Origin of the sequence: Mycobacterium helveticum (genome assembly GCF_007714205.1) — a bacterium.
Taxonomy (GTDB): domain Bacteria; phylum Actinomycetota; class Actinomycetes; order Mycobacteriales; family Mycobacteriaceae; genus Mycobacterium; species Mycobacterium helveticum.
Map to the genome: position 1 here is coordinate 1 of NZ_VMQU01000028.1, position 21395 is coordinate 21395.

General features: G+C 68.5%; 25 protein-coding genes and 3 pseudogenes. 15 read left to right on the plus strand and 13 right to left on the minus strand.

What is annotated here, in order from left to right; all coding sequences use genetic code 11:
• A partial coding sequence (locus tag FPZ47_RS08785; RefSeq protein WP_144948322.1) for a DUF3427 domain-containing protein occupies positions 1-334 on the plus strand: 334 nt, incomplete at its 5' end.
• A 65-nt stretch (positions 335-399) separates the two neighbouring features.
• Here FPZ47_RS08785 and FPZ47_RS08790 read toward each other — a convergent pair.
• Positions 400-1521, minus strand: a complete 1122-nt coding sequence (locus FPZ47_RS08790) for an HNH endonuclease (RefSeq protein ID WP_168209397.1) — start codon at positions 1519-1521, stop codon at positions 400-402.
• Between the two features lie 22 nt (positions 1522-1543).
• Here FPZ47_RS08790 and FPZ47_RS08795 point away from each other — a divergent pair, with 22 nt between their 5' ends.
• Positions 1544-1870, plus strand: coding sequence for a nucleoside triphosphate pyrophosphohydrolase (locus tag FPZ47_RS08795; protein ID WP_144948328.1), 327 nt, complete (start codon positions 1544-1546; stop codon positions 1868-1870).
• Positions 1871-1881: 11 nt separating this feature from the next.
• Here the strand turns inward: FPZ47_RS08795 and FPZ47_RS08800 are convergent, their stop codons facing one another.
• Together FPZ47_RS08800 and FPZ47_RS08805 are read right to left on the minus strand one after the other, a co-directional pair.
• The gene (locus FPZ47_RS08800; protein WP_144948331.1) at positions 1882-3417 is read right to left on the minus strand and encodes a serine/threonine-protein kinase; all 1536 of its coding nucleotides are present in this window, start codon (positions 3415-3417) and stop codon (positions 1882-1884) included.
• A 102-nt stretch (positions 3418-3519) separates the two neighbouring features.
• Positions 3520-4488: a hypothetical protein gene (locus tag FPZ47_RS08805; RefSeq protein WP_144948335.1), complete on the minus strand. Its 969-nt coding sequence runs from the start codon at positions 4486-4488 to the stop codon at positions 3520-3522.
• Between the two features lie 95 nt (positions 4489-4583).
• On the opposite strand from FPZ47_RS08805, the gene FPZ47_RS08810 reads away from it, so the two are divergent.
• The 8 genes and pseudogenes from FPZ47_RS08810 to FPZ47_RS08845 all read left to right on the plus strand — a co-directional run.
• A complete protein-coding gene (locus FPZ47_RS08810) occupies positions 4584-4808 on the plus strand; it encodes a hypothetical protein (protein WP_246133272.1) in 225 nt (74 codons plus the stop codon).
• A gap of 220 nt (positions 4809-5028) precedes the next feature.
• Positions 5029-5298: a type II toxin-antitoxin system Phd/YefM family antitoxin gene (locus tag FPZ47_RS08815; protein WP_144948338.1), complete on the plus strand. Its 270-nt coding sequence runs from the start codon at positions 5029-5031 to the stop codon at positions 5296-5298.
• Complete coding sequence (locus FPZ47_RS08820; protein WP_144948340.1) at positions 5295-5690, plus strand: type II toxin-antitoxin system VapC family toxin; 396 nt, start codon at positions 5295-5297, stop codon at positions 5688-5690. The genes FPZ47_RS08815 and FPZ47_RS08820 overlap by 4 nt, the downstream gene beginning before the upstream one ends.
• 192 nt (positions 5691-5882) lie before the next feature.
• Positions 5883-6128 carry an antitoxin VapB family protein gene (locus tag FPZ47_RS08825; RefSeq protein ID WP_144948343.1) on the plus strand — a complete coding sequence of 82 codons (246 nt, stop codon included), beginning with the start codon at positions 5883-5885 and terminating at the stop codon, positions 6126-6128.
• Positions 6113-6517: a type II toxin-antitoxin system VapC family toxin gene (locus FPZ47_RS08830; protein ID WP_144948346.1), complete on the plus strand. Its 405-nt coding sequence runs from the start codon at positions 6113-6115 to the stop codon at positions 6515-6517. Before FPZ47_RS08825 ends, FPZ47_RS08830 begins: the two co-directional genes overlap by 16 nt.
• Positions 6518-6752: 235 nt before the next feature.
• Entirely contained in the window at positions 6753-7766 is a 1014-nt protein-coding gene (locus FPZ47_RS08835; protein ID WP_144948349.1) for an NADP-dependent oxidoreductase, read from the plus strand.
• A gap of 323 nt (positions 7767-8089) precedes the next feature.
• A pseudogene (locus FPZ47_RS08840) lies at positions 8090-8319 on the plus strand (antitoxin).
• Positions 8320-8359: 40 nt separating this feature from the next.
• A pseudogene (locus FPZ47_RS08845) lies at positions 8360-8551 on the plus strand (PIN domain-containing protein); the annotation flags it as partial.
• Between the two features lie 2 nt (positions 8552-8553).
• On the opposite strand, the gene FPZ47_RS08850 reads toward FPZ47_RS08845, so the two are convergent.
• Together FPZ47_RS08850 and FPZ47_RS08855 are read right to left on the minus strand one after the other, a co-directional pair.
• Positions 8554-9720 (minus strand): serine hydrolase domain-containing protein, encoded by a 1167-nt coding sequence (locus tag FPZ47_RS08850; protein ID WP_246133276.1) that lies wholly within the window; start codon positions 9718-9720, stop codon positions 8554-8556.
• Between the two features lie 23 nt (positions 9721-9743).
• A complete protein-coding gene (locus FPZ47_RS08855; RefSeq protein WP_144948355.1) occupies positions 9744-11222 on the minus strand; it encodes a biotin carboxylase in 1479 nt (492 codons plus the stop codon).
• 193 nt (positions 11223-11415) lie between these two features.
• Between FPZ47_RS08855 and FPZ47_RS08860 the strand changes: the two genes are divergently transcribed.
• Positions 11416-12174: an SCO6745 family protein gene (locus FPZ47_RS08860; protein ID WP_144948358.1), complete on the plus strand. Its 759-nt coding sequence runs from the start codon at positions 11416-11418 to the stop codon at positions 12172-12174.
• 77 nt (positions 12175-12251) lie between these two features.
• Complete coding sequence (locus FPZ47_RS08865; RefSeq protein ID WP_144948361.1) at positions 12252-13211, plus strand: SMP-30/gluconolactonase/LRE family protein; 960 nt, start codon at positions 12252-12254, stop codon at positions 13209-13211.
• On the opposite strand, the gene FPZ47_RS08870 is transcribed toward FPZ47_RS08865, so the two are convergent.
• The 6 genes and pseudogenes from FPZ47_RS08870 to FPZ47_RS08895 form a co-directional block, all read right to left on the minus strand.
• Entirely contained in the window at positions 13208-14056 is an 849-nt protein-coding gene (locus FPZ47_RS08870; RefSeq protein WP_144948368.1) for an SDR family NAD(P)-dependent oxidoreductase, read from the minus strand. The two genes, FPZ47_RS08865 and FPZ47_RS08870, sit on opposite strands and share 4 nt — an antisense overlap.
• Positions 14053-15312 (minus strand): hypothetical protein, encoded by a 1260-nt coding sequence (locus FPZ47_RS08875; RefSeq protein ID WP_246133273.1) that lies wholly within the window; start codon positions 15310-15312, stop codon positions 14053-14055. Before FPZ47_RS08875 ends, FPZ47_RS08870 begins: the two co-directional genes overlap by 4 nt.
• Positions 15313-15502: 190 nt before the next feature.
• Positions 15503-16492 (minus strand): substrate-binding domain-containing protein, encoded by a 990-nt coding sequence (locus tag FPZ47_RS08880; RefSeq protein ID WP_144948370.1) that lies wholly within the window; start codon positions 16490-16492, stop codon positions 15503-15505.
• Between the two features lie 34 nt (positions 16493-16526).
• A pseudogene (locus FPZ47_RS29330) lies at positions 16527-16659 on the minus strand (TetR family transcriptional regulator); the annotation flags it as partial.
• Between the two features lie 83 nt (positions 16660-16742).
• Positions 16743-17639 (minus strand): NAD(P)-dependent oxidoreductase, encoded by an 897-nt coding sequence (locus tag FPZ47_RS08890; RefSeq protein WP_144948372.1) that lies wholly within the window; start codon positions 17637-17639, stop codon positions 16743-16745.
• Positions 17636-17821: a hypothetical protein gene (locus tag FPZ47_RS08895; RefSeq protein WP_144948374.1), complete on the minus strand. Its 186-nt coding sequence runs from the start codon at positions 17819-17821 to the stop codon at positions 17636-17638. Before FPZ47_RS08895 ends, FPZ47_RS08890 begins: the two co-directional genes overlap by 4 nt.
• A 125-nt stretch (positions 17822-17946) precedes the next feature.
• Here FPZ47_RS08895 and FPZ47_RS08900 point away from each other — a divergent pair, with 125 nt between their 5' ends.
• The gene (locus FPZ47_RS08900) at positions 17947-18612 is read left to right on the plus strand and encodes a helix-turn-helix domain-containing protein (RefSeq protein WP_144948376.1); all 666 of its coding nucleotides are present in this window, start codon (positions 17947-17949) and stop codon (positions 18610-18612) included.
• Here the strand turns inward: FPZ47_RS08900 and FPZ47_RS28320 are convergent.
• Both FPZ47_RS28320 and FPZ47_RS08910 read right to left on the minus strand, forming a co-directional pair.
• A complete protein-coding gene (locus FPZ47_RS28320) occupies positions 18597-18980 on the minus strand; it encodes a hypothetical protein (RefSeq protein WP_425461740.1) in 384 nt (127 codons plus the stop codon). The two genes, FPZ47_RS08900 and FPZ47_RS28320, sit on opposite strands and share 16 nt — an antisense overlap.
• 179 nt (positions 18981-19159) lie before the next feature.
• Positions 19160-19912: a cutinase family protein gene (locus FPZ47_RS08910; protein WP_144948378.1), complete on the minus strand. Its 753-nt coding sequence runs from the start codon at positions 19910-19912 to the stop codon at positions 19160-19162.
• Between the two features lie 346 nt (positions 19913-20258).
• Here FPZ47_RS08910 and FPZ47_RS08915 point away from each other — a divergent pair, with 346 nt between their 5' ends.
• Both FPZ47_RS08915 and FPZ47_RS08920 read left to right on the plus strand, forming a co-directional pair.
• Positions 20259-20585 carry a hypothetical protein gene (locus tag FPZ47_RS08915; RefSeq protein ID WP_144948381.1) on the plus strand — a complete coding sequence of 109 codons (327 nt, stop codon included), beginning with the start codon at positions 20259-20261 and terminating at the stop codon, positions 20583-20585.
• A gap of 26 nt (positions 20586-20611) precedes the next feature.
• Positions 20612-21373 carry an Rv3717 family N-acetylmuramoyl-L-alanine amidase gene (locus FPZ47_RS08920; RefSeq protein WP_246133274.1) on the plus strand — a complete coding sequence of 254 codons (762 nt, stop codon included), beginning with the start codon at positions 20612-20614 and terminating at the stop codon, positions 21371-21373.
• Positions 21374-21395 lie beyond the last annotated feature (22 nt).

Below are 21395 nucleotides of genomic sequence, written 5' to 3' on the forward strand. Positions count from 1 at the left end.
GAGCGGGGCCGTTCCCATCACCAGATCATCGTCAACACCAATGACGCCATCATCATCATCGAAAGTGCCGCTCAACAACTGGGAATCGCAGTCGACGACGACCTCGGCATCACCGACCGGGCAGCGCTATATTCACCACCGCCAGCGCGGATCCCACATCCTGCTCTTCGTACGCGAGACGAAAAACAACGCGTTGGGCACGTCGCCGTACGTGTTTCTCGGCCCGGCCGACTACGTCTCCCACGAAGGGGAGCGGCCGATGGCGATTACCTGGCGACTGCGCCGGCCGATGCCGATGGAGGTATTTATCGCTTCGCGGGCGGCTGTTGCGTGATAGGTGTTCCGCTGAATCCCCTCGCCCCGAGGAAGATGTCGACTCAATGCGACATCGCTTCACGTTCACGCCCACGACAACGGAAAGCCGATGTCGAGCCGCTCGGTCTGTTTGTATCCCGACCACGTCGGCACGCCGGCCGGCTGCACCCGATAAATGCCGCGAGCCGCGGAAACCATTCGGTCGCGCTGCGTCGGCCACTGAATCTCGGATGCGATCTGTTCCAGCACCTGGCGGTCACGTTCGAGTACCCGGTCCAGGATCGACACCGCGGGCAGCGCGCCACTTTTGTCGCCGTTGCAGCGAGCACACGCCAGCACCAGATTGGCCAGGCCGTCAATACCCGCCAATGACCACGGCAGCACATGATCGACCGGGTTGTTGACCGCCAGGTGTGTATTGCAGTAGAAGCAATGCGGGCCGAAGGCCTCCTTGAATGGCGCACGTACGGCGGCCAAGGCGGTCCGCTCACGACCGAACAGATGACCTGCGACATCGGGGACCTGCTCGTAGAGGAACTTGTTCATCCGCCGCACATCGTCAACCCACATGATTTCCAGCGCGGGTTTGAGCAGACCCGCCAGCCGGGCAAGGCTGTGTGCTACTCCGGGTTTGAGTTCGATGGCGTCGCCGTGTGCGCGCAGCGTCGACCGCGACACGTGGTCGTGCAGGAACGAGTCGTCGTACAGGAAAGGCTCACTCGTCGATGAGCCGGGCAGTTTCTGCAGCCGGTGCAACGGCTGCTGGGCCAGGCACAACGTGATCTGGTCGATGGCGCGCTGGTAGGCTGCGGGAGCGCGCAGCCCGGCGATGTCTACCGAAACGCTTGTGCGGCTGACCCCAGCCGCCGCACGTAACGCATTGGTGGCGATCAGGATTCGTGCGCGCGGCTGTGTGGATTGGCGCAGTTCGTGGCCGTCGAATGGGCGCACCTGCTGCCAGTAGATCTCCAGCACCCGGTGGGCCAGGTCGGGAATCGGCACCGGCAGAACATCGAAGGGCCGCTCGGGCATTTTCTCGATGCAGTGGTCGAGGAGTGCCATCAACGTGGCGAGTTTGTAGGTGGCCGTGCGTAGACCCGTCTCGAGGATTGCCACCACCCGCTGTCCGAGCAGAAGCGGATCGGCCCTGTCATCCACGGCGCACCCGTGTTGTCGGCCCGGTGAGGTAGAACTGCACCGACGCATTATCGCCAGCGAAAGGGGCCGCGTGGGCAAACTCGTCCGGGACAAGATTCCCGACATCATTCGAGCCTCCGGACGCACGCCCCGGGTCACGACGTTGGCCGCCGGTACGTACCGGACCGCCCTGCACGAGAAGCTGCGCGAAGAGGTCGACGAACTGATCGCGGCGACGACAACCGAGTCCCTCATCGAAGAGGCCGCCGACGTGCTGGAAGTGCTTCAGGCCATCGCCGCCGAGCACGGCGTCACGCTCGCGGACATCGTCGACGCCGGAGACCGCAAGCGCGCTGAGGTCGGCGGGTTCGGGAAACGGCTGTGGCTGGACGGCGTGGACCCGTATCCGGCCGGTTAGTTTGTCCCACATCAGTTGTAGGCCGTACTTCCCCCGACCGCATGCGTCGTGCTGATGAGCTTGGCGATGCAGTGGTCCCGGTCCAGTGCTTGGGCCCTGCACCACGTCAGCGGACCGGCGGAGTCGGGAAATGCCAAACCGACCACGGTGACCCAGAAGTCGGGCGCCGAAAAGGTCGACCAGTCACCCGACCACAGCAGCCGTACGTCGGGATAGCGCTGCCTGAGGTCCAGATGCTCCTGCAGCGTCATGGTGTTGTCCCACACCACACCCTGGTCGACGACGCCCGGACGTTTGGAGCTCAGTTGCGGCACCCAATACTCGGCTAGGGTGGCGGCCACGAATGGCCGGTCCTCATCGGCGATGTGGCGCAGCCGCTGCTCGGCGTCCGGCGGCGCGGAGATGGCCGTGCTTTGGGGATAGACCGGCTGCGTGGTCGAGGACGGCTCCGACTGATAGGTGAGCACGCTGGGCGGGGTATCGGCCAGTGTCGGCGACGGGGTGTCCGGCTCCTTGTTGCGGGTGGCGACAACTGCGATCGTCAGCACCACGACGCCGACGAGCAAAAGTGCGGCGGCAGCAATCAACACCGGCAACACGTAGTTGCCACGGCTTTGCGTCGGCGGAACCGTCGGCGGAGGAGCGTATTGGGCGTTGAAGGGTGGGTAGCTAACCGGTCCCGCCACGTATCGGGGCGCCTCCATCGTGGGCGCACCGGCCGCCGACGCTCCCGCTGCGAGGGCATGCTTGGCGGCGCGGCCCAGCGCTCCGGCACTGCCGTAACGGTCATCGGGGTGTTTGGCCATGCCGCGGGCAACGACGTCGTCGAACGATGCCGGAACGCGGGCATTGAGTGCGCTGGGCCGCGGCGGTGGGGACGACAGATGCGCCGCGATGACCTGGGCGCTGTGGCCCGCGAACGGTTTGTGGCCCGTCAACGCCTCGTGGAGAACGCAGGCCAGCGCATAGACATCGACCGCCGGTGTTGCCTCGGAGCCCCCGAACCGTTCCGGCGCCATGTAGTCGAAGCTGCCCACCTGATAGCCCGCCATCGTCAGGTGAGTGTCGCCCCTGGTCTCGGCGATACCGAAGTCCACCAGGTAGGCGAAGTCGTCCGGCGTGACGATGATGTTCTGTGGTTTCACGTCGCGATGGATCAGTCCTTCGGCGTGGGCGGCATCGAGCGCGGCGGCGATCTGGCCGACGATGTCGGTGGCGCGCTGCGGGTCCAGGGCGCCTCTCTTGAGCATGTCGTGCAGGGTCTGGCCCCGGACCAGCCGCATGTCGATGTAGAGGACGTTGCCGATCTCGCCCCAGTCGTGGATCGGGATGACATGCGGCTCCTGGAGGATGGCCGCGGCACGCGATTCGCGCAGGAAACGGGCACGGAATTTCTCGTCATCGGCATACTGCTCGTTGAGCAGCTTCAACGCGACCGTTCTGCCCTTGTCGGTGTCGTAGGCCTCGTACACCTTGCCCATGCCGCCCGTACCGAGCAGTCGGACGACCTTATACTTGCCGAACATCCCTCCGACGAGCGACTTCACCGCATTCCCTGCTTCCTTTCGCCACGGTCAGTATCCGACGAGACGGCGGGCGGCGCAGGTGTTTGCCGGGGAAGCCCTATCGCGGGATGCGGTGCTGGCCGGCTACTCCTTCGGGCAACAGCCGACGTCGCAGAGCCGATCCAGCTGTGCCAGGAATTGGTGGGCTTCGCGGTAGGCGGTGGCCGTGGACGGCTTTTGGCAGGGCATCTTGCGCAGCACTGCCGCCGCCGTCCCGAGCCGCACCAGGACATCGCCGACGTCGGCTTCCGGAATGTCCACCACGGCGCCGCGGTAGTTGCTCAAGATGCACTGGATCGCCTTCGGCAACCGCCTGGCGTCCGGGGTGATGCCGTCGGCCAACAGGTAGGGCAGCTTCCAGGTGTGGGTGTCGTTCGCGGCGCCGACATAGGCGAAGCACTGCATGGCGAGCTTGTATTTCGGGTGCAGCTCAACGGCGGCGTCGAGATTCGCATCAGAACCGACCTCGCTGTTGCGCATTGACAGCGCCCCGAGACCCACCGGCAGATCCGGGCGGAGCCGGTAGATGCCGTGAACCGACAACCACCACAGATCATCGGGGGCTTCCTCGGTGTCAAGCTGCAGCCAGACCCGCGGGCGCAGCCCGCCACCCACGACGTCGGCCGCGTACAGCATGATCGAGTCGCTCACCGCCACGGCCTTGACACGCTGGTCGTCGGCATAAAGGCGGGCTTGGTTCAAGGCAGCGTCGATCGCCGTCTGGCGCCCGGTCAGCCAGCCGGGCCGTTTAACCTCGAGGACCAGGTACTTCAGCCCCAGCCGGGTCAGCACGATGTCGGCCCGTTCCACCTGAGGCCGGATGTTTTCTATCGGCCAGTCCAGGACGGTGGTGAAAAGGTTCTCCAAGATGTTCTCGGCGACCTTCTCGACGGGTTGCCCGCCTCCGCCTTGTCGCAGACGTCTTCGGCGCTCGGCGGCAAACGCCGGCCACGCCGCCCGTGCACGTTCGGCGCACTTGCGGTAGGCGGCCAGGCTGCTGACCGAGCTGTTGGTGTCTGGCTGCGGTCTCTTCATCTTCACGGCATCGGACACGCGTCGAGGGTATGCAGCCTGCTTCCGTCAGGAAAGTGTTTTACCAAAGTAATTGCGGCACTGCACTTCGACGACGATTCGATGCGGCGGCGCCGGTGAGGCCGTTTGCCGTCGTCGTGTGGCGCTGCGGTGTCTTCATCGTCCTCGACCACCACGGGCGCGCCCCGGAGGCGATCACCGAGATCGCCGGGTTGATCGCCGAGGGCAAGCTCACCCCGCTCGAGACCGTCGTCGAGGGCTTCAAGCAGTTGCCGACGCCGATCAACATGCTCTTCGACGGCGTCAACGTCGGCAAGCTCGTCGTCAAGGTATCGGAGTAGAGCGTGCTGGCCAGCGCCAACCGCATCTCCGCTGGCGCGCCGAACGTCAACTGGTGCCGAGTCCATCAGACACGCCCGCAGCCCGTTTCGCGACCATTGTGATGGAATTTCCAGGACGCCTCGCGATAACGCATGGTCGCAACCGCTCACCCTGGCGCGGCTGTCGGAGCGGACACAGAGAGCTGCTTGGCACCGCCCCATTAGTGCTACCCTGTAGCACATGGAGAGGATCGGTGTCCGCGAGCTTCGGCAGAACGCCAGCCGGTATCTGGCCAAGGTCACGTCGAGCGGAGACCCCATCGAAATCACCGAGCACGGACGTCCGATCGCCCGGCTCGTCCCCATCACCGACGAGCCCTGGGCGGACATGATTGCGGCCGGGGAGATCACCCCGGCGGCGCGCGGGGGAAACGTCCGGGACGTCGAACCGATAGCGAGCGACTTTGACGCCTCGCAAGCGCTCGCCGAGCTGCGAGCCGGGGAGCGATGAGGGCGTACCTCGACACCTCGGCGTTGGTCAAACTCGTTGTTTCCGAACGCGAATCGGCGGCCCTGCACGCGTACCTGCGTCGGGTCGGCGACGACACGCTGTTCACCGCGGCGCTTACCCGAACCGAGCTCGTCCGCGCCGTCCTCGGCGCCGGCATCGCGGCGGTAGCCCAGGCGCGTCGCATCCTGGACGAGCTCGACACCGTCAACCTGACCCGCGGCCTGCTTGATGCCGCCGCTGATCTTCGCCCCGCCCGCTTGCGCACGCTTGATGCAATCCACCTCGCCGCCGCCCGGCGTGCCGGTGCGGAGCTGCGCGCCGTGGTTACCTATGACAACCGTATGGCTGGCGCAGCCGCCGACCTCGGTATTCCTGTCGAAGCGCCAGTGTAGAGCCCACGGCGCCGACGGAGTCCTGCGGGCGCCGACTGGCTGGCCCAATCCCTGAGATGTACGCCGCCGGTGCTGCTCGCTGGTGGTCGTCGTCGAAAAGTCTTCGGAAGACCAGTCGGCATCAGTACTCGTCCCAAGCTCTGTGCGGGGCGTCCCATTGCATACACAGACCCATGCATGTATACATGCACTGTGGCGACCAAGACGATATCGATCGATCTCGAGGCTTACGAACGCCTTCGGACCGCTCGGCGTTCGCCGAACGAATCGTTCTCTCATGTCATCAAGCGCGCGCACTGGCGCAACGAAACCCGCACGGCAGCAGCGCTTCTCGATGCACTCGCCGGACTGCCGACGGTGAACGACGACGTTCTCGCGCGCCTGGACGAAGCGCAGCACGCGGACACGCCGCCGGATGACCAATGGCGCTCCGGCTGAGCGTCGACACCACGTTCCTGATCGACCTTCAAAGGGAACGAGTCTCCGGTGGTGACGACGGCGCCGCGCACCGTTTCCTCAAACGGTCGCCAGACGCGGAGTTGTTCCTGTCGACGATCGCGCTGGGCGAGTTCGCTGAAGGATTCGACCAAGCTGAACACCCCACCGTCGCAGCCATGCGCGAAGGACACGTAGTCGTTCCGGTAGATGATCAAACCGCGTTTGTCTACGCCAGAGTGGCACGCGAACTACGTCGCCGCGGCGAACTGATCGGCACCAACGACCTCTGGATCGGTTGCACGAGCCTACGATTAGGGATCCCGGTGGTCACCGCGAACACGGCGGATTTCCGGCGTATCGATGGGCTGGGCATCGTGGAATACCGCTGATAGCCTGTCGCGCGCGCCGGACCTGACTCGTGCAGGCGTGAACGGCGGCTGCCGCCGGGCGACATACCACGGTTATTCGGCGCAAAGTCTTTCTGCGCAGGGTATTTCGCGTCGCGAATGATCGTATGCCTGCACCGGCGGGCCTGCGGGACAGTTTCGACCGCTGTGTACGACGAACCCATATGGCTCGGACGGACCCCTATGGCCCGCCGACGGCGTCCGGTAGCGTGCGCTCATGGCCGAACGAAACCGTCGCTTCCTTCTCCGTCAGCGCCCCACCGGGCGCGTCGACGCGGACACCTTCGAGCTCAGCGAGGAGCCGGTGCCCCAGATCGGTGACGGCGAGGCGCTGGTGCGCGTCGACTGGATCTCGCTGGACCCGACCAACCGCATGTGGATCAACGACACCCCGACCTACCTACCGCCGGTCGGCATCGGCGAGGTCATGCGCGGGCTCGGCCTGGGCGAGGTGATCGCGTCCAACAGCCCGGACTATCGGGTCGGCCAGATGGTGCAGGGCCTGGTCGGCTGGCAGCAGTACGCGGTCGCCTCACCGACGGCGCCGCTGATGCCGGTCGAGGTCGCCGACGGTGTCTCGCCGAGCGCCTATCTCGGCGCGCTCGGGATGACCGGGCTCACGGCGTGGGTCGGGATGCGCGACATCGGCAAGCCGAAGCCGGGGGAGACTGTCGTGGTCTCGGCCGCGGCCGGCGCGGTCGGCTCGGTCGCCGGCCAACTCGCCAAGGCCGCCGGCGCGCGCGTCGTCGGGATCGCCGGCGGCCCCGACAAGTGCAAGCTGGTGACCGAGCGGCTCGGCTTCGACGCGGCCGTCGACCACCGCGCCGACGACTGGGCCGCCCAGCTCGCCGCGGCCACGCCCGACGGCATCGATGTCGACTTCGAAAACGTGGGCGGCGACATCATGGACGCGATCTTCGCGCGCCTCAACATCGGTGCGCGGGTGGCTCTGTGCGGCATGATCTCCGGCTACAACGCGGCCGACCCGCCGCCCGGGCCGCGCGCGTTCGGCAACCTGCTCATCCAGCGCGCGACGGTGCAGGGCTTCATCGTCCTCGACCACTTCGGGCGTGCGCCGGAGGCGATCACCGAGATCGCCGGCCTGATCGCCGAGGGCAAACTCACCCCGCTCGAGACCGTCATCGAGGGCTTCGAGCAGTTGCCCACGGCCATCAACATGCTCTTCGACGGCAAGAATGTCGGCAAGCTCGTCGTCAAGGTCTCCGGGTAGAGCGCTTGGTGCGCAACAGCTCTCATCCATCCCTTGACCGGTAGGCGAGGCCTGTTCTCCTGCGTCGACGCCATCGGGGCCCTCGCAGATGTGCGCCCGCCGCGGGCACCTGATCACTTCCCGTCGATGTGGTTGACCGCCTCGCTGGTGCCGATACCGCGGTCGCGGCGCAATTCGCATGGTGGTCGGCGGCGGTGACCACTGAGACAGACGTGACGTCCTCGCCGTCGCGCCGACGAGCTCGGAATCCCCACCTTCATCAGTTCCACACGCGTGCCACTTGTGCACACCTGCATCTTGATGCACTGATGCTGGGTTGGGCCATGCGCACCACCGTTGACCTCCCCGACGACCTGCACAACCAGGCGTTGGCGATTGCGCGGGACACCCACCGCACGTTGAGCGAAACCGTCGCCGACCTCATTCGGCGCGGCCTCGGAGCCGGCGGGACCGCCGCAATCTCCCGAGACGCCAGGACGGGGTTGCCGCTGGTGAGTGTTGGGACGGTCGTGTGACTTCCGAGGACGTGCGGTCATTGGAGGATGAGGAGTGACGGCGCTGCTCGACGCGAACGTGCGGTCGCGGGTTCGGTCCATCACGAGTTCTGGCCCGACAGTGTTTCTTTCGCAGACGTAGAAGTCACCGGTGTGGTCGGCCACCGACAGGTCACCGATGCCTACCTCGCCCAGCTTGCACGAATCCGCAACGGGCAGTTGGCGACTCTCGACAGCGGCCTGGCGCACCTGCACAGCGATGTGGCGGTACTCATTCCCACGCGAACCTGAGGTCACAAAAACTTTGAACCAGTGCCCCCACCCAATTCGCGTGCCACCGCGTCGAATGCGCGCAACGTGTCCAACTGGAGCTGCGGGTCCCCGGAGTTCGGCTGGGTGGACAATTTCGCGGCCACCACCTCCGCGGAGCGGTTGACGTAGATCATCTGACCGCACATGCCCAGGCACAGCGCGACATTGTTGCCCGGGTAGGGAAACCACACCTGGTTGCGGTACATCCCGCCGGGCATGTCGGTGTCCTCGGGGCAGGCGGCGAACGCCGCACGTGAATCGGGCCCGCCGGCAAGGGTGTCGGCGATCCACGCCGCCGGCACCACCTGCTCGCCGGTCAACGAGGCACCGTCGCGCACAAACAGCGACCCGAACCGGATCATGTCGGTCAGACAGGCGTTGATGCCGCCGTCGAAGATTCCCGTGCCGGCGGCGTCGACGCCGATGGTCGCGTCGCATTGCGCGCCGATGCGGCTCCACAGCAGCTCCGACATCAGTTCGGGCATCCGCTTGCCGCCGGCGGCCTCGCAGACCCAACCCAGCACATCGGTTTCGCACGAACGGTATTCGAACGGGCCGCCGTGCGCCGACTTGCGCCGCAGGGTCAGCAGGTAGTCCCGCAACGTCAACGGGAGGTCCGGCCTGGTCTGACGCTGCCACCCGATCACCTGCTCGCGCACGTGGATCTCCGCGTCCGGATCGCCGTAATCCTCAGAGAACAAGATCCCCGACCTCATGTCCAGCAGGTGGCGCACCGTCGCACCGGCGTAGCCGCACTCTGCCAGCACGCCAACGTAATCCGTGACCGGCGCGTCGACATCGAGCACACCGGCCCCGCACAGCGCGCCGACCACGGCCGCCACCAGCGACTTGCTGATCGAGAACAGCAGATGCCGGGTCTGCGCGCCCATGCCGCCGAGGTACTCCTCGGCCACCAGCGCACCGCGGTGGGCGACGGCCCACCCGTCGGTACCGGTGCCGGCCATCACCGCGCCGACGGTGGTGGCCGTCCCGTCGGCTCCGGTCACCGCGATCTCGGCGATCGGCGCACTGAGGGCGGGCAACGCCACGGCCGGTCCGGTCCCGCGCGAAATCACCGCGCTCGCCATGAAGTCGTCGATGTGCTGGAACGCCCAGTGCGAGTGCGGCGGTGACAGCCAGTTGTCCAGCGACAGGCCGGCCGGAACGCCGCTCACGCTCGCGCGACGAGCCGCGAGACGATCGGCGTGGCCGGCGCCAGGGGAGTCGAGGCGAAGTGCGCCTTGAGGCCGTCGACCCAGCGCCGGCAGCGCTCGGTGAGCTGGTAGTCGTCGGTCTGCAGGTGCCCGGGAGTGACCAGCACGCCGAGTTGGGCTCCCTCGCAACGCAAGTCACCCGGCGCCGCCACCCGCATGTAGAACGCCTCGGAATCGTCGAGCAGCGTGGCCCAGTCGTTGCCCTGGCGCGCGAAGAAGACGCGCCCGTCCTGGTCGAGACGCCACACGCCGGTGCGCGGTGTCGCGGTGAACAGCTCGAGATCCGGCGAGGTCTCCGACATGATCAGCTGGCCCCACACCTCGTCCTCGCCGTAGCCCCGCTCCCAGCGCGCGTTGATTTCCTCGACGTCGAGCTCGTACTCCACGTCCATGTACTCGAGCAGATGGAACAGGAACAGCGGAATGTCGGCGTAGGCCTCGGTGGTCAGGTTCGTCATCGGGCTCGCGCCGGACAGGCGCGGGTTCACCTCGCCGAGGTAGAGCTCGTCGGAATCCAGGTCGTGCAACAGATCCACCTCGAAGTAGCCGCGGTACCCCTCTCGGCTCAGCACGTCGCCCAGCTTGCGCACCATCTCCCGCGCGGCGTGTATCTGCGCGGGCGGCAGCACCTCGCGCCAGACGTCGTTGCCGCACCAGGCGCCCCGGTACGGGGTCAGCTCCGGGTAGCCGACGAGGCTCGTCATCGCGGGGCCGATCACGGTGCCGTGGCGGGTCACCGTGCCCTCGATGCACACCTCGACATTGCGGATGCGCTTCATGACCTTGACTTCCGGTTGCCCCGCCACGCCGGCGGCGCAACTGTCCCAGTCGCGCTCGCCGCGCACGAAGAACGTCGCACTGCCGGCGTTGCCGTATGCCGCCTCGATGACGAGGTCGTCGCCCAGCCCGGCGCCGTGGGCCAGCGCCGACAGTTCCTCGTAGGAGCCGGCGCGCCCGATCACGTGCGGCACGCTGGGCACGCCCGCCTCGTCGGCCAGGCGCGTCATGACGACCTTGGAGCCCAGGCGATGCCGCAGCTCCGTCGGGGGATGCATGACGTTGAGGCCCGCCTCCCGCGCCAGGACCGCGGTCTCCTCGTCGAGCATGACGAAGCAGGCCTGGCCACCGGGCCCGTGGCGCGCGATGAAATCGAGCGTCTCGGGATCACGCAGCAGGTGGTTGCACACGTCCCCCATGCCGTCGAAATCGACGCGGTCGCGCCGGCGGGGCACGAACACGCGCGAATGCGCGCCCTCGAACGAGTCAAAGTAGGTGAGGTAGAAGAAGTTGCGTATCCAGCGGTCGATGCCGAGCAGGTTGAACGGGGTCGGTGAGATGAAGTACAGCGGCACGGTGTTGGTGTGAAAGAACGCGCGCACGTCCGAGAGGCAGGTCAGCGGGCCGCGCGGCCCGGGCCCGCCGGCGGGCAGGCTCACGCCGGGCGCGCTGTGGTCGGGGACGCCAAGACGGCGGCTTGCTCACATGGCTGCATCCGACAAGTCTGCCCACGGGCGTGGGGAGTATCAAGCGCACCGGCGGCCGCGGCGGGACGCCGCTGCCCGCGTCGTCGCTGCCGACGCCAGGAGTAGCGTGCGACACACGCAGCGCCACGAATGACAAGGAGAACCCATGAGTCATGACGACGTGTTCGACGGCGCCATCGCCGCGGCCTCGCCGATCGAACAAACGGTCGCGGTGTTCATGCTGCACCCCGAGACGTTCGCCGAAAGCATCGCCGCCGGCTACCAGAACCCGCTCACCGGATACGTCGCCGGCCGCGGCGGAGTGCTGGGCGAGGCCACCGGCGCCACGGTCGGTTCGATCTTCGTCGCGTTCGAGCCCAACTTCCTGCGTGGCCTGTGGGAGGAGGGCGTCGCGGTGCGCGGCGCCGCCGGCGCGGCCGAGGTGTACTGGGACCAGATCGCCCGCTTCGCCCGCAAGCACCTGGCCGGTGCCGAAGGCCTGGACCGCATCGCGGCGCTGGGGGAGAAGATCATCGCGGCGGCACCGGACGCGGGCCTGCCGCTGTATGCCGGCTGGCGCACCATGCCGCTGGCCGACGACGCGGCGGCGCGGGCGCTGCAGGTCATGCAGGTTCTGCGCGAGCTGCGGGGCGGCGTGCATTTCAACGCCCTCACCATTTCCGGCATCACCCCGGTGGAAGCGCACATGCTCAACAAGGGCCATCAGTACGCGGCGATGTTCGGCTGGCCCGAGCCGTTCGCCGACGGCGCGGACAAGAAGGACCGCTACGCCGAGGTCGAGCGGGCGACCAACCGCCGGATGGCCGAGATTTTCGCGGCCGCGCTCACCCCCGACGAGGCCGACGAACTCGCCCGGCTCAGCGCCCGCGCCCTGGCGTCGCTGAAGGCCTCCGTCGCGACCTGAACCGCCGACGGAACGCGTGCCTCGCCGATGTGCAGATCCGCTACAGTCGGCTTCCCACCCGCCCAGGCGAGGCAACGATGAGCGAAACGGCTGAGACCCCGATCGCGCTGAAGGGTCTGCACCCCATTGGGCGCGGCGTGGAGCGCCCCGAACATGTCGTCGTGACCGGTGACGGCCGGGTCTTCGCCTCCGACAGGGCCTCTGCCGTCGCCGAACTCACCGGTGAGCACACCGTAAGGCGCATCGGTCGGGCCGGCGGCGAGCCGAACGGCTTCGCGCTCGACCGCGACGGCCACGTCCTGATCGCCAACTGGGGCGTGGGCGCGCTGCAGGAGCTCGACCCGGTGACCGGCGCGATCGCGACGCTGCTGGCCGACCAACTCGAGGGGCGGCCGCTGAAGTGGCTGAACTTCGTCCTGCTGGATTCCCTTGGGGCGCTGTGGTGTTCGGTGAGCACCACGGCCGACGATCTGCTCGACACCATCGCGCGTGGCACACCCGACGGGCACCTCTTCCGGGTGGCACCGGATCGCCGGTCGGCGCACGTGGTCGCCGACGCGGTGGGCTTCCCCAACTGCATGGCGCTGGATCGCGACGAGGCCTACCTGTACGTGGTCCGCACGCTGACCGCCGACGTGGTGCGCTTCCCGATCCACGGCGAAACGCTCGGGCCCCAAGAGCGATTCGGCCCGCCGCTGGGGGACCGGCGCCCCGACGAGTTCGGCCCCGACGCCGGCCGCTTCCTGGCCGACCCGCAGGTGGGCCGCCGGTGGGGGATGGCCGACGGCTGCGCGTTCGATGCTGAGGGAAACCTCTGGGTCACACTCGTTTTGGCGAACAGGATCGTCGCGATCCGCCCGGACGGCACGGCGACCGTCGTGCTCGACAACCCCGACGGCGCGGCATTGCACGGCCCGACCAGCATCGCCTGGGGCGGACATGACATGCGCGACATCTACGTCGGCTCGATCCTGACCCCGCACGTGCTCAAGGGCAGAAGCTCGGTGCCGGGCCTGCCGATGGTCCACCAGCGCTAGCCTGCTGATGGTCCCGGCCGCATGAAGGCCGGCATCGCCTCCTGCGGGTTGGCCGGGATCATCGATTCCGGCAGTCCCCACAGCTGCCGAATGGACGCACCGCCGTCGACGACCAGTGTCTGACCGGTGATGCGGGCGGCCAGTTCGGAGGACAGAAACAACGCGGCGTTGGCGACGTCGTGCGCGCGCGGCGCCGCCAGCGGGTTGATCCCGTTGACGGCGTACTCGCCGGGCGGCTGGTCCGCGTTGCCCGAGCCCACGTTGCCCGGCGCGACCGCGTTGGCCCGAATGCCGTAGCGGCCCAGCTCGTCGGCGAAGGTCTTGACCAGCGAGATGACGCCGGCCTTGGCGGCGCCGTAGGCGGCGTGGTAGGTCGCCGCCGCGATGCCGTCGACCGAGGCGAGCGCCACCAGCGAGCCACCGCTGCGCTGGGCGATCATCTGCCGGGACACGGCCTGAAAGAGGTAGTAGACCTGGGTCAGGTTGTAGTGGATCGCCGCGTCCCACAGCTCGGCGGTGAAATCCTCGACCTTCGACCAGGTCGCACCGCCGATGATGTCGACGCACACGTCGACCCCGCCCAGCGCCGCGACGACGTCGTCGATCGCCCGACCGACCTGCTCGGGATCGGTCATGTCCGCGACGATCGGCACCGCCTGCCCGCCCCTGGCGACGATCTCGTCGGCGACGCGATGCGCGCGCTGCTCGTCGATGTCGATGCAGGCCACCGACGCGCCCGCCTCGGCGAGAACAAGCGACGTGAACCAGCCGTGGCCCGCGCGCTCGGGCAGGTAACCCGCACCCGAGACCACCGCACGCTTACCGGACAGCCCGAAATCGATCACGGCCGACCGGTACTGTCCCCGGCAGCGGTCCCGCCCCGCAGCGGCTCCGCGAGCTGCGCGCCCAGCCAGACGACCCCGCGGCCCAAGGCCGCGAGCACCTGGCCCGTCGTGGTCGCGGCCGCCCCCATGGCGGCCATCGCGGCATCGAGCACGCTGGGAATGTGGAAGTCCTCCCACGTCTGAACCTGCTGATGGCGGGCCTTGGCGAAACTGTCGAGCTCCTCGCGCAGCGCGCACTGCTGCCTGGCCAGCGCGCGCACCGACGAGAAGCGGAAGCCGTCGATGGCCGACAGCTTCCCGAATCGGTCCAGCACGTCCTTGGCGTCCCGATAGATGCGCAGGTCCTCACCGAGATGACGCTCGACGAGCTCGCGGGCCTCGTCGATGGCCCGCAGCAGCTGCTCGGGTTGGGTCGACTCGATGCGCGCCAGGCTCAGGCGCTGCCACTTGTGCAGCGACTCCTCGGCGATCACCAGCAGGCTCAAGGCGTCGCCGATACGGTTGTCGTTCATCGCGTTTCGCAGCTTCTCGGCGCGCTGCTGCACGGCCATCGTGTGGTCGAACGACGCCAGGCTGCGGGTGACGTGGTTGCGCAGTTGCTCGACGGTGACGTTGAGCGCCGGCCCCAGCGCGGCCACCGAATCCCAGTACGCGTCGGGCAGCGACCCGTACTTCGCCAGCGAGTCCACCATCCGCGTCACCGTCAGGTTGTTGCCCAGGACGTCGCCGGCGCGGTGCGCCCGGGCCACCTCGAGCACCGCCTCGACCTTGTCCTCCACGCGGCGGACGGCGTCCTCCACCTCGGCCACCGCGGACTTCAGCGCCATCTGCATGGCGATCAGCTGCGCCGACATCATCGCCTCGGGCCCGATCCCCGCCGGACGCCACTGCAGCGGCGCCAGGAGCCGGCCGTCGGCGGCGGGCGCCGTCAGCCGGAAGAAGCCGTTGCCGCCGGGGAGCAGCGCGCCGTTCTTCAGCGCGTCGAGGCTGTCGCGGTGCAGCTGCACGTACTTGCCGGTGTCGGCCAGCAGCGAGGCCAGCCCGGCCAGCCCGCTCGCCGCGTTCGCCACCGAGGCGCCGTCGATTCCGGCGACCCGCATCGCGTGCCCGGCGCTCGCGCGCAGCCGCGCCAGGTAGGACTCGACGGCGGCGGGATCACCGCCCAGCAGCAGGGCCTCGTCGTGGAGGGCCACCACGACCTCGTCGGTCCCGGCATCAGTCACGGCCGACACGTCGGAAACCTCGGATGTGCTCACGGCACCCCTAATGATCCGTCGGCATGCGATCGGGCAGGCCAAGAGTTAACAGGAACTTGTCGCTGGCAAACCCGGACATTACACCCACGCACCAGGCGAACCCCCCGGTTCGCCGCCTGTTCGGCGGGAATTCACCAGAACGCGCCGGCGGCCCAGCGCGGGCAGCGCGGGCTCGGCATCCCGCCGCGAATCACGTGTCCAGCAACTCCGGCAGGAAGATCTGGTCGGGAGTCCAGCGCCGGTCCACCAGCCCCTGCTCGAACTGGTAGCGCAGGTTGGTGCCCAGCGCCATGCGGTTCGCGGCAATACCGTAGGGCCACCAGTCGGGGCCGAACTGCTGCGTGTTCCGCTCGAACAGCGCGTTCATCCACGGCGTCATGTTCTGCACCTCGTAGACCCGCCGGCCGGCCCGGTAACGCTCGGCGGCGGCCTCTTTGGCCGCCACGAACGCGCGGTAGACCGCCCGCGCCACCGCGGGCTCGGCCGCGGCCGAATCCCGCCGGATCACGACGGTGTGCATCATCGGAAAGATCCCGGTGCGCCGGTGGTAGTCGCGCTCGACCGGCTCGAAGTCGGCAAACAGCCGCCGCACCGCCGGCGACCCGTCCAGCACGCACTGCGGCACGTTCGCGCTGAACAGCGCGTCGATCGCCCCGGCCTCGAGCATCGGGCCCAGCGCCGCGGGCGCGGCCGTGACGTCGACCCCGGCGGCGTGGGTCTGCGGGACGAAGTCGTAGGGCTCCATGGGGGTGTCGAGCCCGCCGACGAGCCAGCGGTTGTGCTCGGGCCGAAAGCCGTACTCGTCCATGAGGATTCCCTTGGCCCACACCCCGGAGTCCTGGCCGTAGATGCCCATCTCGCCGATGGTCCTGCCGACGAGATCGCCGGGCTCGCGGATCCCGCTCGCGGTGTTGACGAAGACGCACGAGTGGCGGAACACCCGGTTGGGAAAGACCGGGATCGCGATGAACGGCGAAGCGTCACCGAAGGTGCGCAGGTAGAACGTCAGCCCCAGTTCGGCCACGTCGAACTCGCGGCCGCGCATCATGCGTTGGAAGATCTCGGGGATCGTTGCGGCGGTCTCCATGGCGACGTCCACGCCGTCGACGGTGACGCTGCCGTCGAACAGCGCCGCCGTCGTCTCGTACCGGAAGCAGCCGATCTTCACGGGATTCCCCATCAGTACCAGCCTTTCCGTGGTGGCGTTCGACCGCGGAGTGGGCGCGCACCGACGGCGCGACCCAGTCTTGCAGGAAGGTCCGCAACTTGGCGCCGGTGCGCCGGCGGGTGCCCGGGATCCACGATCAGCGACTGCACCGTGCGCAGCATGACCTCGACGAGCTCGTCGAACCTGTCGGCCTCGCTGGGGTCGGTGATGACGCGGACTTCGCGATGTTGTCCCGGTGCGGGCAAGGCGTCGCGGACCCGGCTCAGCGTTTGGTTCGCGGCAGCGCGGCCGCGCGTGCCGCCACCTCGTACAGGACGGCGAAGTCGGACTTGCCATGTCCATGTCCGATCGCGGTCTGGATCAGTTGGTGAGTGGTGGCCGCCACCGGCATCGGCACCTCGAGTTGCCGGGCGGCGGCCAGCCCCAGATCGAAGTCCGTGCGCACGCTTTCGGTGGTGAACGTGGGCTCGTAGTTGCGGGCGCGTATCGCCTGGCCCTGGTGTCGGATGAACGTCGATCCGAGCACGGATTCGTCGATGAAATCCAGGAAGGTCGATGGCGCCACGCCCCCCTTCTCGGCCAGGGTCGTCACCTCGGCCAGCACCTCGCCCACCATCCCCAGCAGCAGGTTGTGGCAGAGCCTGGTGAGCAGTGCGGCTTCCCCTGTGCCGCAATAGGTCACGTTGGGCGCGATCGCGCGCAGATACGGCTGGACGGTTTCGAAGGTCTTCGCCGCGCCGGACACGATGATCGAACCGTGTCCTTGGGCGATCATGCCCGCGTTGCCGCTCACCGGCGCCGACAGGAATGCGATCCCCCGCTTGGCGGCCTCGGCGCGGACCTCCGCGGCCGCCTCGGCGGACACGGTCGAACAGTCCACGACGATCCGCGGCGCCGGCTGCGCGCGGAACAAGCCCCCGGGGCCCAGCGTCACCGCAAGCAGGTCCGCCGACGACGTGACCGTCGTGAACACGATGTCGCAACGCCCCAGATCGCCGACGGCGGCGGCGCGGGTGGCGCCCAGCCCGATCAGCGGCCCGGTCTTCGGCGCCGTGCGGTTCCACACGGTCATCGTGACGCCATGGGCCAGCAGGCGAGTGGCCATCGCGCTGCCCAGTCGGCCCGTTCCGAGCCAGCCGATGTGATGATCCCCGGTCATGACGCTCCCTGCGTAACAAGGGATTCCTGTTGTGGGCATGCCTCATGGGCGATCTCCTCGACCGCGCCGCCGCAGAAATGCGGCACTCGGGCGGAGGCGGCGCGCGGGTGCCGGTGCGTGTCCTGGTGGGTGGCGGCCTCTTCGGAAATTTCGGCAAAGCTCAGCAGGCGAACGCCGGTCATCGTCCCCCTCCCCGTACGTAACGTTCACTGTACTGAACACTTTGGGTAGTTTCGCTGTCAAATCCGATCGTTTATAGTCTTCGGCACGACGGTTGCGTGCACTTCGGTGAACAGGTGGAGTGCTCATGGCGGACAGAAGGGCTACCGGCGCGACGCCCGCGGTGACCGAGGGCCTCGGCGGGCGGCTGCGTCAGGTCCGCACCGCGCGAAACATGTCCGTCAGGGAACTCGCGCGCCGGGCCGGATGTTCCGCCAGCCTCGTCTCCCAGGTGGAACGGGGCGTGACCGCGCCGTCGGCCAACGTGGTCTACGCGCTGGCGAACGAACTCGGCGTCGCGCTGGACACGCTGTTCGGGACGGCACCGATCGAGACCGCGGCGCCCCCGTCCGCGCCGCCCGGCGCGACCGGTTCATGGGGCCGTGCAATCGGGCCCGACGGCGCAGGCATCCTGCAAAAGGCGAACGGGCGCAACACCATCCAGCTGTCCACGGGGGTGCGCTGGGAGCGCCTCACGCCGGCCCGCGACAACCGGGTCGATTTCCTCGAGGTCGTCTACGCGCCCGGCGGCCAATCCTCCGGCAACGGCCAGGCCATCCGGCACGGTGGCCGCGAATACCTCTACGTCCTCGAGGGAGAACTCGAGGCCGTCATCGGATTCGACACGTTGCGGCTGTCGGAAGGGGATTCCCTGGCATTCGACCCCGCGACGCCGCATCACTACCGCAACCCCACGGCCGCGACCGCCCGCGCCCTGTCCGTCGTCGTCCACGACCCTCACGCGGCGGACTGAGTGCGCAGGTTGCGTGCGCCCCGGACATTGCGAAGACCCGAGCAGTTCACGCACCCGACGCACCCCACACAGTCGACGCAGCGCGCACAACCCACGCAGGCGGCGCACCGCGTGCAGGCGATGCACGCCACGCACGCCACGCATTCGCGCACCAGAACGCTCAACACCGTCAGCACGCTGCCGACCACCCCGACGCTGCCCGCGGTGCCCACGGAGCCGACCACCCCGACGCTGCCCGCGGTGCCCACGGAGCCGGCCACCCCGACGCTGCCCGCGGTGCCCGCGGAGCCGGCCACCCCGACGGCGCCCGCGGTCGCGACCGAGCCGGCCACTGCGACGGCGCCCGCGGTCGCGACCGAGCCGGCCACCGCGAGGCTGTCGCTGACGGCGATCGCGCCCGCCGTCGAGCGGTCGTCGAAAGTGACCGTCGAACCGTGCCGCACTGCCACGCATTCATCATGCCAAGGTGGCCGATGATCGTCACCTCTGCGCGCGTGCGCGTCCAACGCGGCGTCATCCCATCGCCGACCGGGGCGGCCGCTGGGTGTCAGTTGCCGAAGCCGCCGCCGGCGGTGGCGCCGGCCACCGAGACCGGTCCCTGCGGGCCGGGGGTGCCGTTGATGCGGCTGGCGGCGAAGGCGGCGCCCCTGTCGATCATGCTGACGTCGTCGGTGTAGGTGTTGTGGGCGGCGAAGTTGAGCCCGTCGGAGCACACCGGGTCGTCTTGGACGCAGACCTTGATGGTCTTGGCCTGATACGGCGGGCCGATGGCCAGCGGCGGCTCGCCGAGGAAGTTCATGGCGCGCTCGTTGGGTGTGCCGAACAGGACGACCGAGGAGACGTGGTTGGCGACCTCGGGGCTCAGGGGTTTGGGCGCGGTGGCCGGGTCGATGCCGTCGGGCACCTGCGCGGAGGTGACGAAGCCCATGATGGCGGCGCCCTGGGAGTAGCCGCTGAGCACCATCTTGGTGTTGGGGCATTGCTGGGCCATGGAGAGCACGTGTGCCCCGGCGTCTCTGACGCCGTCGATGCCGGTGTCCCACTGGTCGCTGGCGGGGTAGTTGACCGAGTAGACGTCGAAGGACTTGCCGGCCAGGCGGGGGCGCAGGTCGTCGATGAAGGCCTGCACGGTCGGGCCGGGGCCGGGTTCCTCCCCGGTGCCGCGGGCGGCCACCACTTGAACGTCCGGGCAGCCCTGGGCGGCGGCGAACGGAACGGCGGATGTCAGGACGGAGGTGCCCAGGCCCGCCGCCGCGACGGCGGCCGGACCGAGAAAACGAGCGATGTGACGTGTGATCATGCGGCTATACTCCCGATGCGGACGGATCTCAAACCTACGAATTACCCGACCTATCTATTTGTGCACAGGATCGCCGAATCCGCAACCGGCATGCGCAAATTGGACTTCGCGGCGCCGGTCGGTCGGACGCGCATCGGGCCTCCCCCCGGGGCGCCGCGGGGCACCGAAACTCTTGCCGAGCAACGGTTTTCTCGGCGCGCGGGGTTCGGCCATGGTCAACCGCCCAGATTGCGTGGCGCCGTGTCCGGTTCGGCGGCCCGGTTCGGCGTCACCGGAGAATCGGCACGGCCCGCGGGTGGGTCCCGACGCGGGGCGCCGTGTCGGTGGGCCGGCGTACGTTCGCGCCATGAGTGCTTCCAGGTCGGGCTCGGGCGGCGGGTTCGGTGGCTTCGTGGCGGTGCTGGTGCTGATCGCGATCATCATCAAGCTGATTTGGTGGATCCTCGCGACGATCGCCCTGGCGGGGTTGTTCTTCCTCCTACGCGCCGTGGTGCGCTGGTACGGCAGGCGTGCGGCCGCGCGCGCGCGACGGCGACGGGGGCTGGCGGCGCGCGCCGATCAGCAACACAACTGGGTGCTGCGCGGCGACGACCGCGGCATCTACGGCCCCGAGGGTGCCGCGCTCATGCACGATCTGTTCCCGGCAAGGCGGCCGCTGCGGAGGCCGCCGTGACCCGGTTCGGTTGCTACCATCGCGCGGTGAGTGATGGGACCGCACGCGTCCGGCCGGTTTTGCGGCGCGACCTGCTCAGATGCGCGGGGGTGGCGTCGGTCGCCATCGGTCTCGCCGCGTTGGCCCGCGTCCCCCGCGCGGCCGCCGCCGGCTCCGGGGTCGTCTTCCTCGACGCGGGCCACAACGCCATCAGCGACGCGTCGATGGCCCGGCAGGTGCCCAACGGCCGGGGCAGCACCAAACCGTGCAACACCTCGGGCACCGCGACTGCCGACGGCTACCCCGAGCACGCGTTCAACTGGGCCGTCGTCACGCTGGTCGGTCAGTCGCTGAATCAGCAGGGGATTCGCACCCAGCTGTCCCGCGACGGCGACGACGGCGTCGGGCCCTGCATCGACCAGCGTGCGAACCTGGCCAACGCGGCGCGACCCGAGGCGATCGTGAGCATCCACGCCGACGGCGGTCCGCCGTCGGGGTCGGGATTCCATGTCAACTACTCCAGCCCGCCGTTGAACGAGGTCCAGGCCGTCCCCGCCGTCCGGCTGGCCCACGCGATGCGCGATGCGTTGGTGCAGTGGGGTTTTCGCCCGGCCACCTACATCGGCTCCGACGGTCTTTACGGCCGCGACGACCTGGCCGGTCTCAACCTCGCCGAATACCCGGCGGTCCTGGTCGAACTGGGCAACATGAAAAACGTGGACGACGCGACGCGGATGCAAAGCCCCAACGGCCGGGCCGGGTACGCCGCCGCCGTCACCGCGGGGATTGTCGCGTTCCTGAACTCCTAGACCGCGGTGCGCCGGCGCCGAA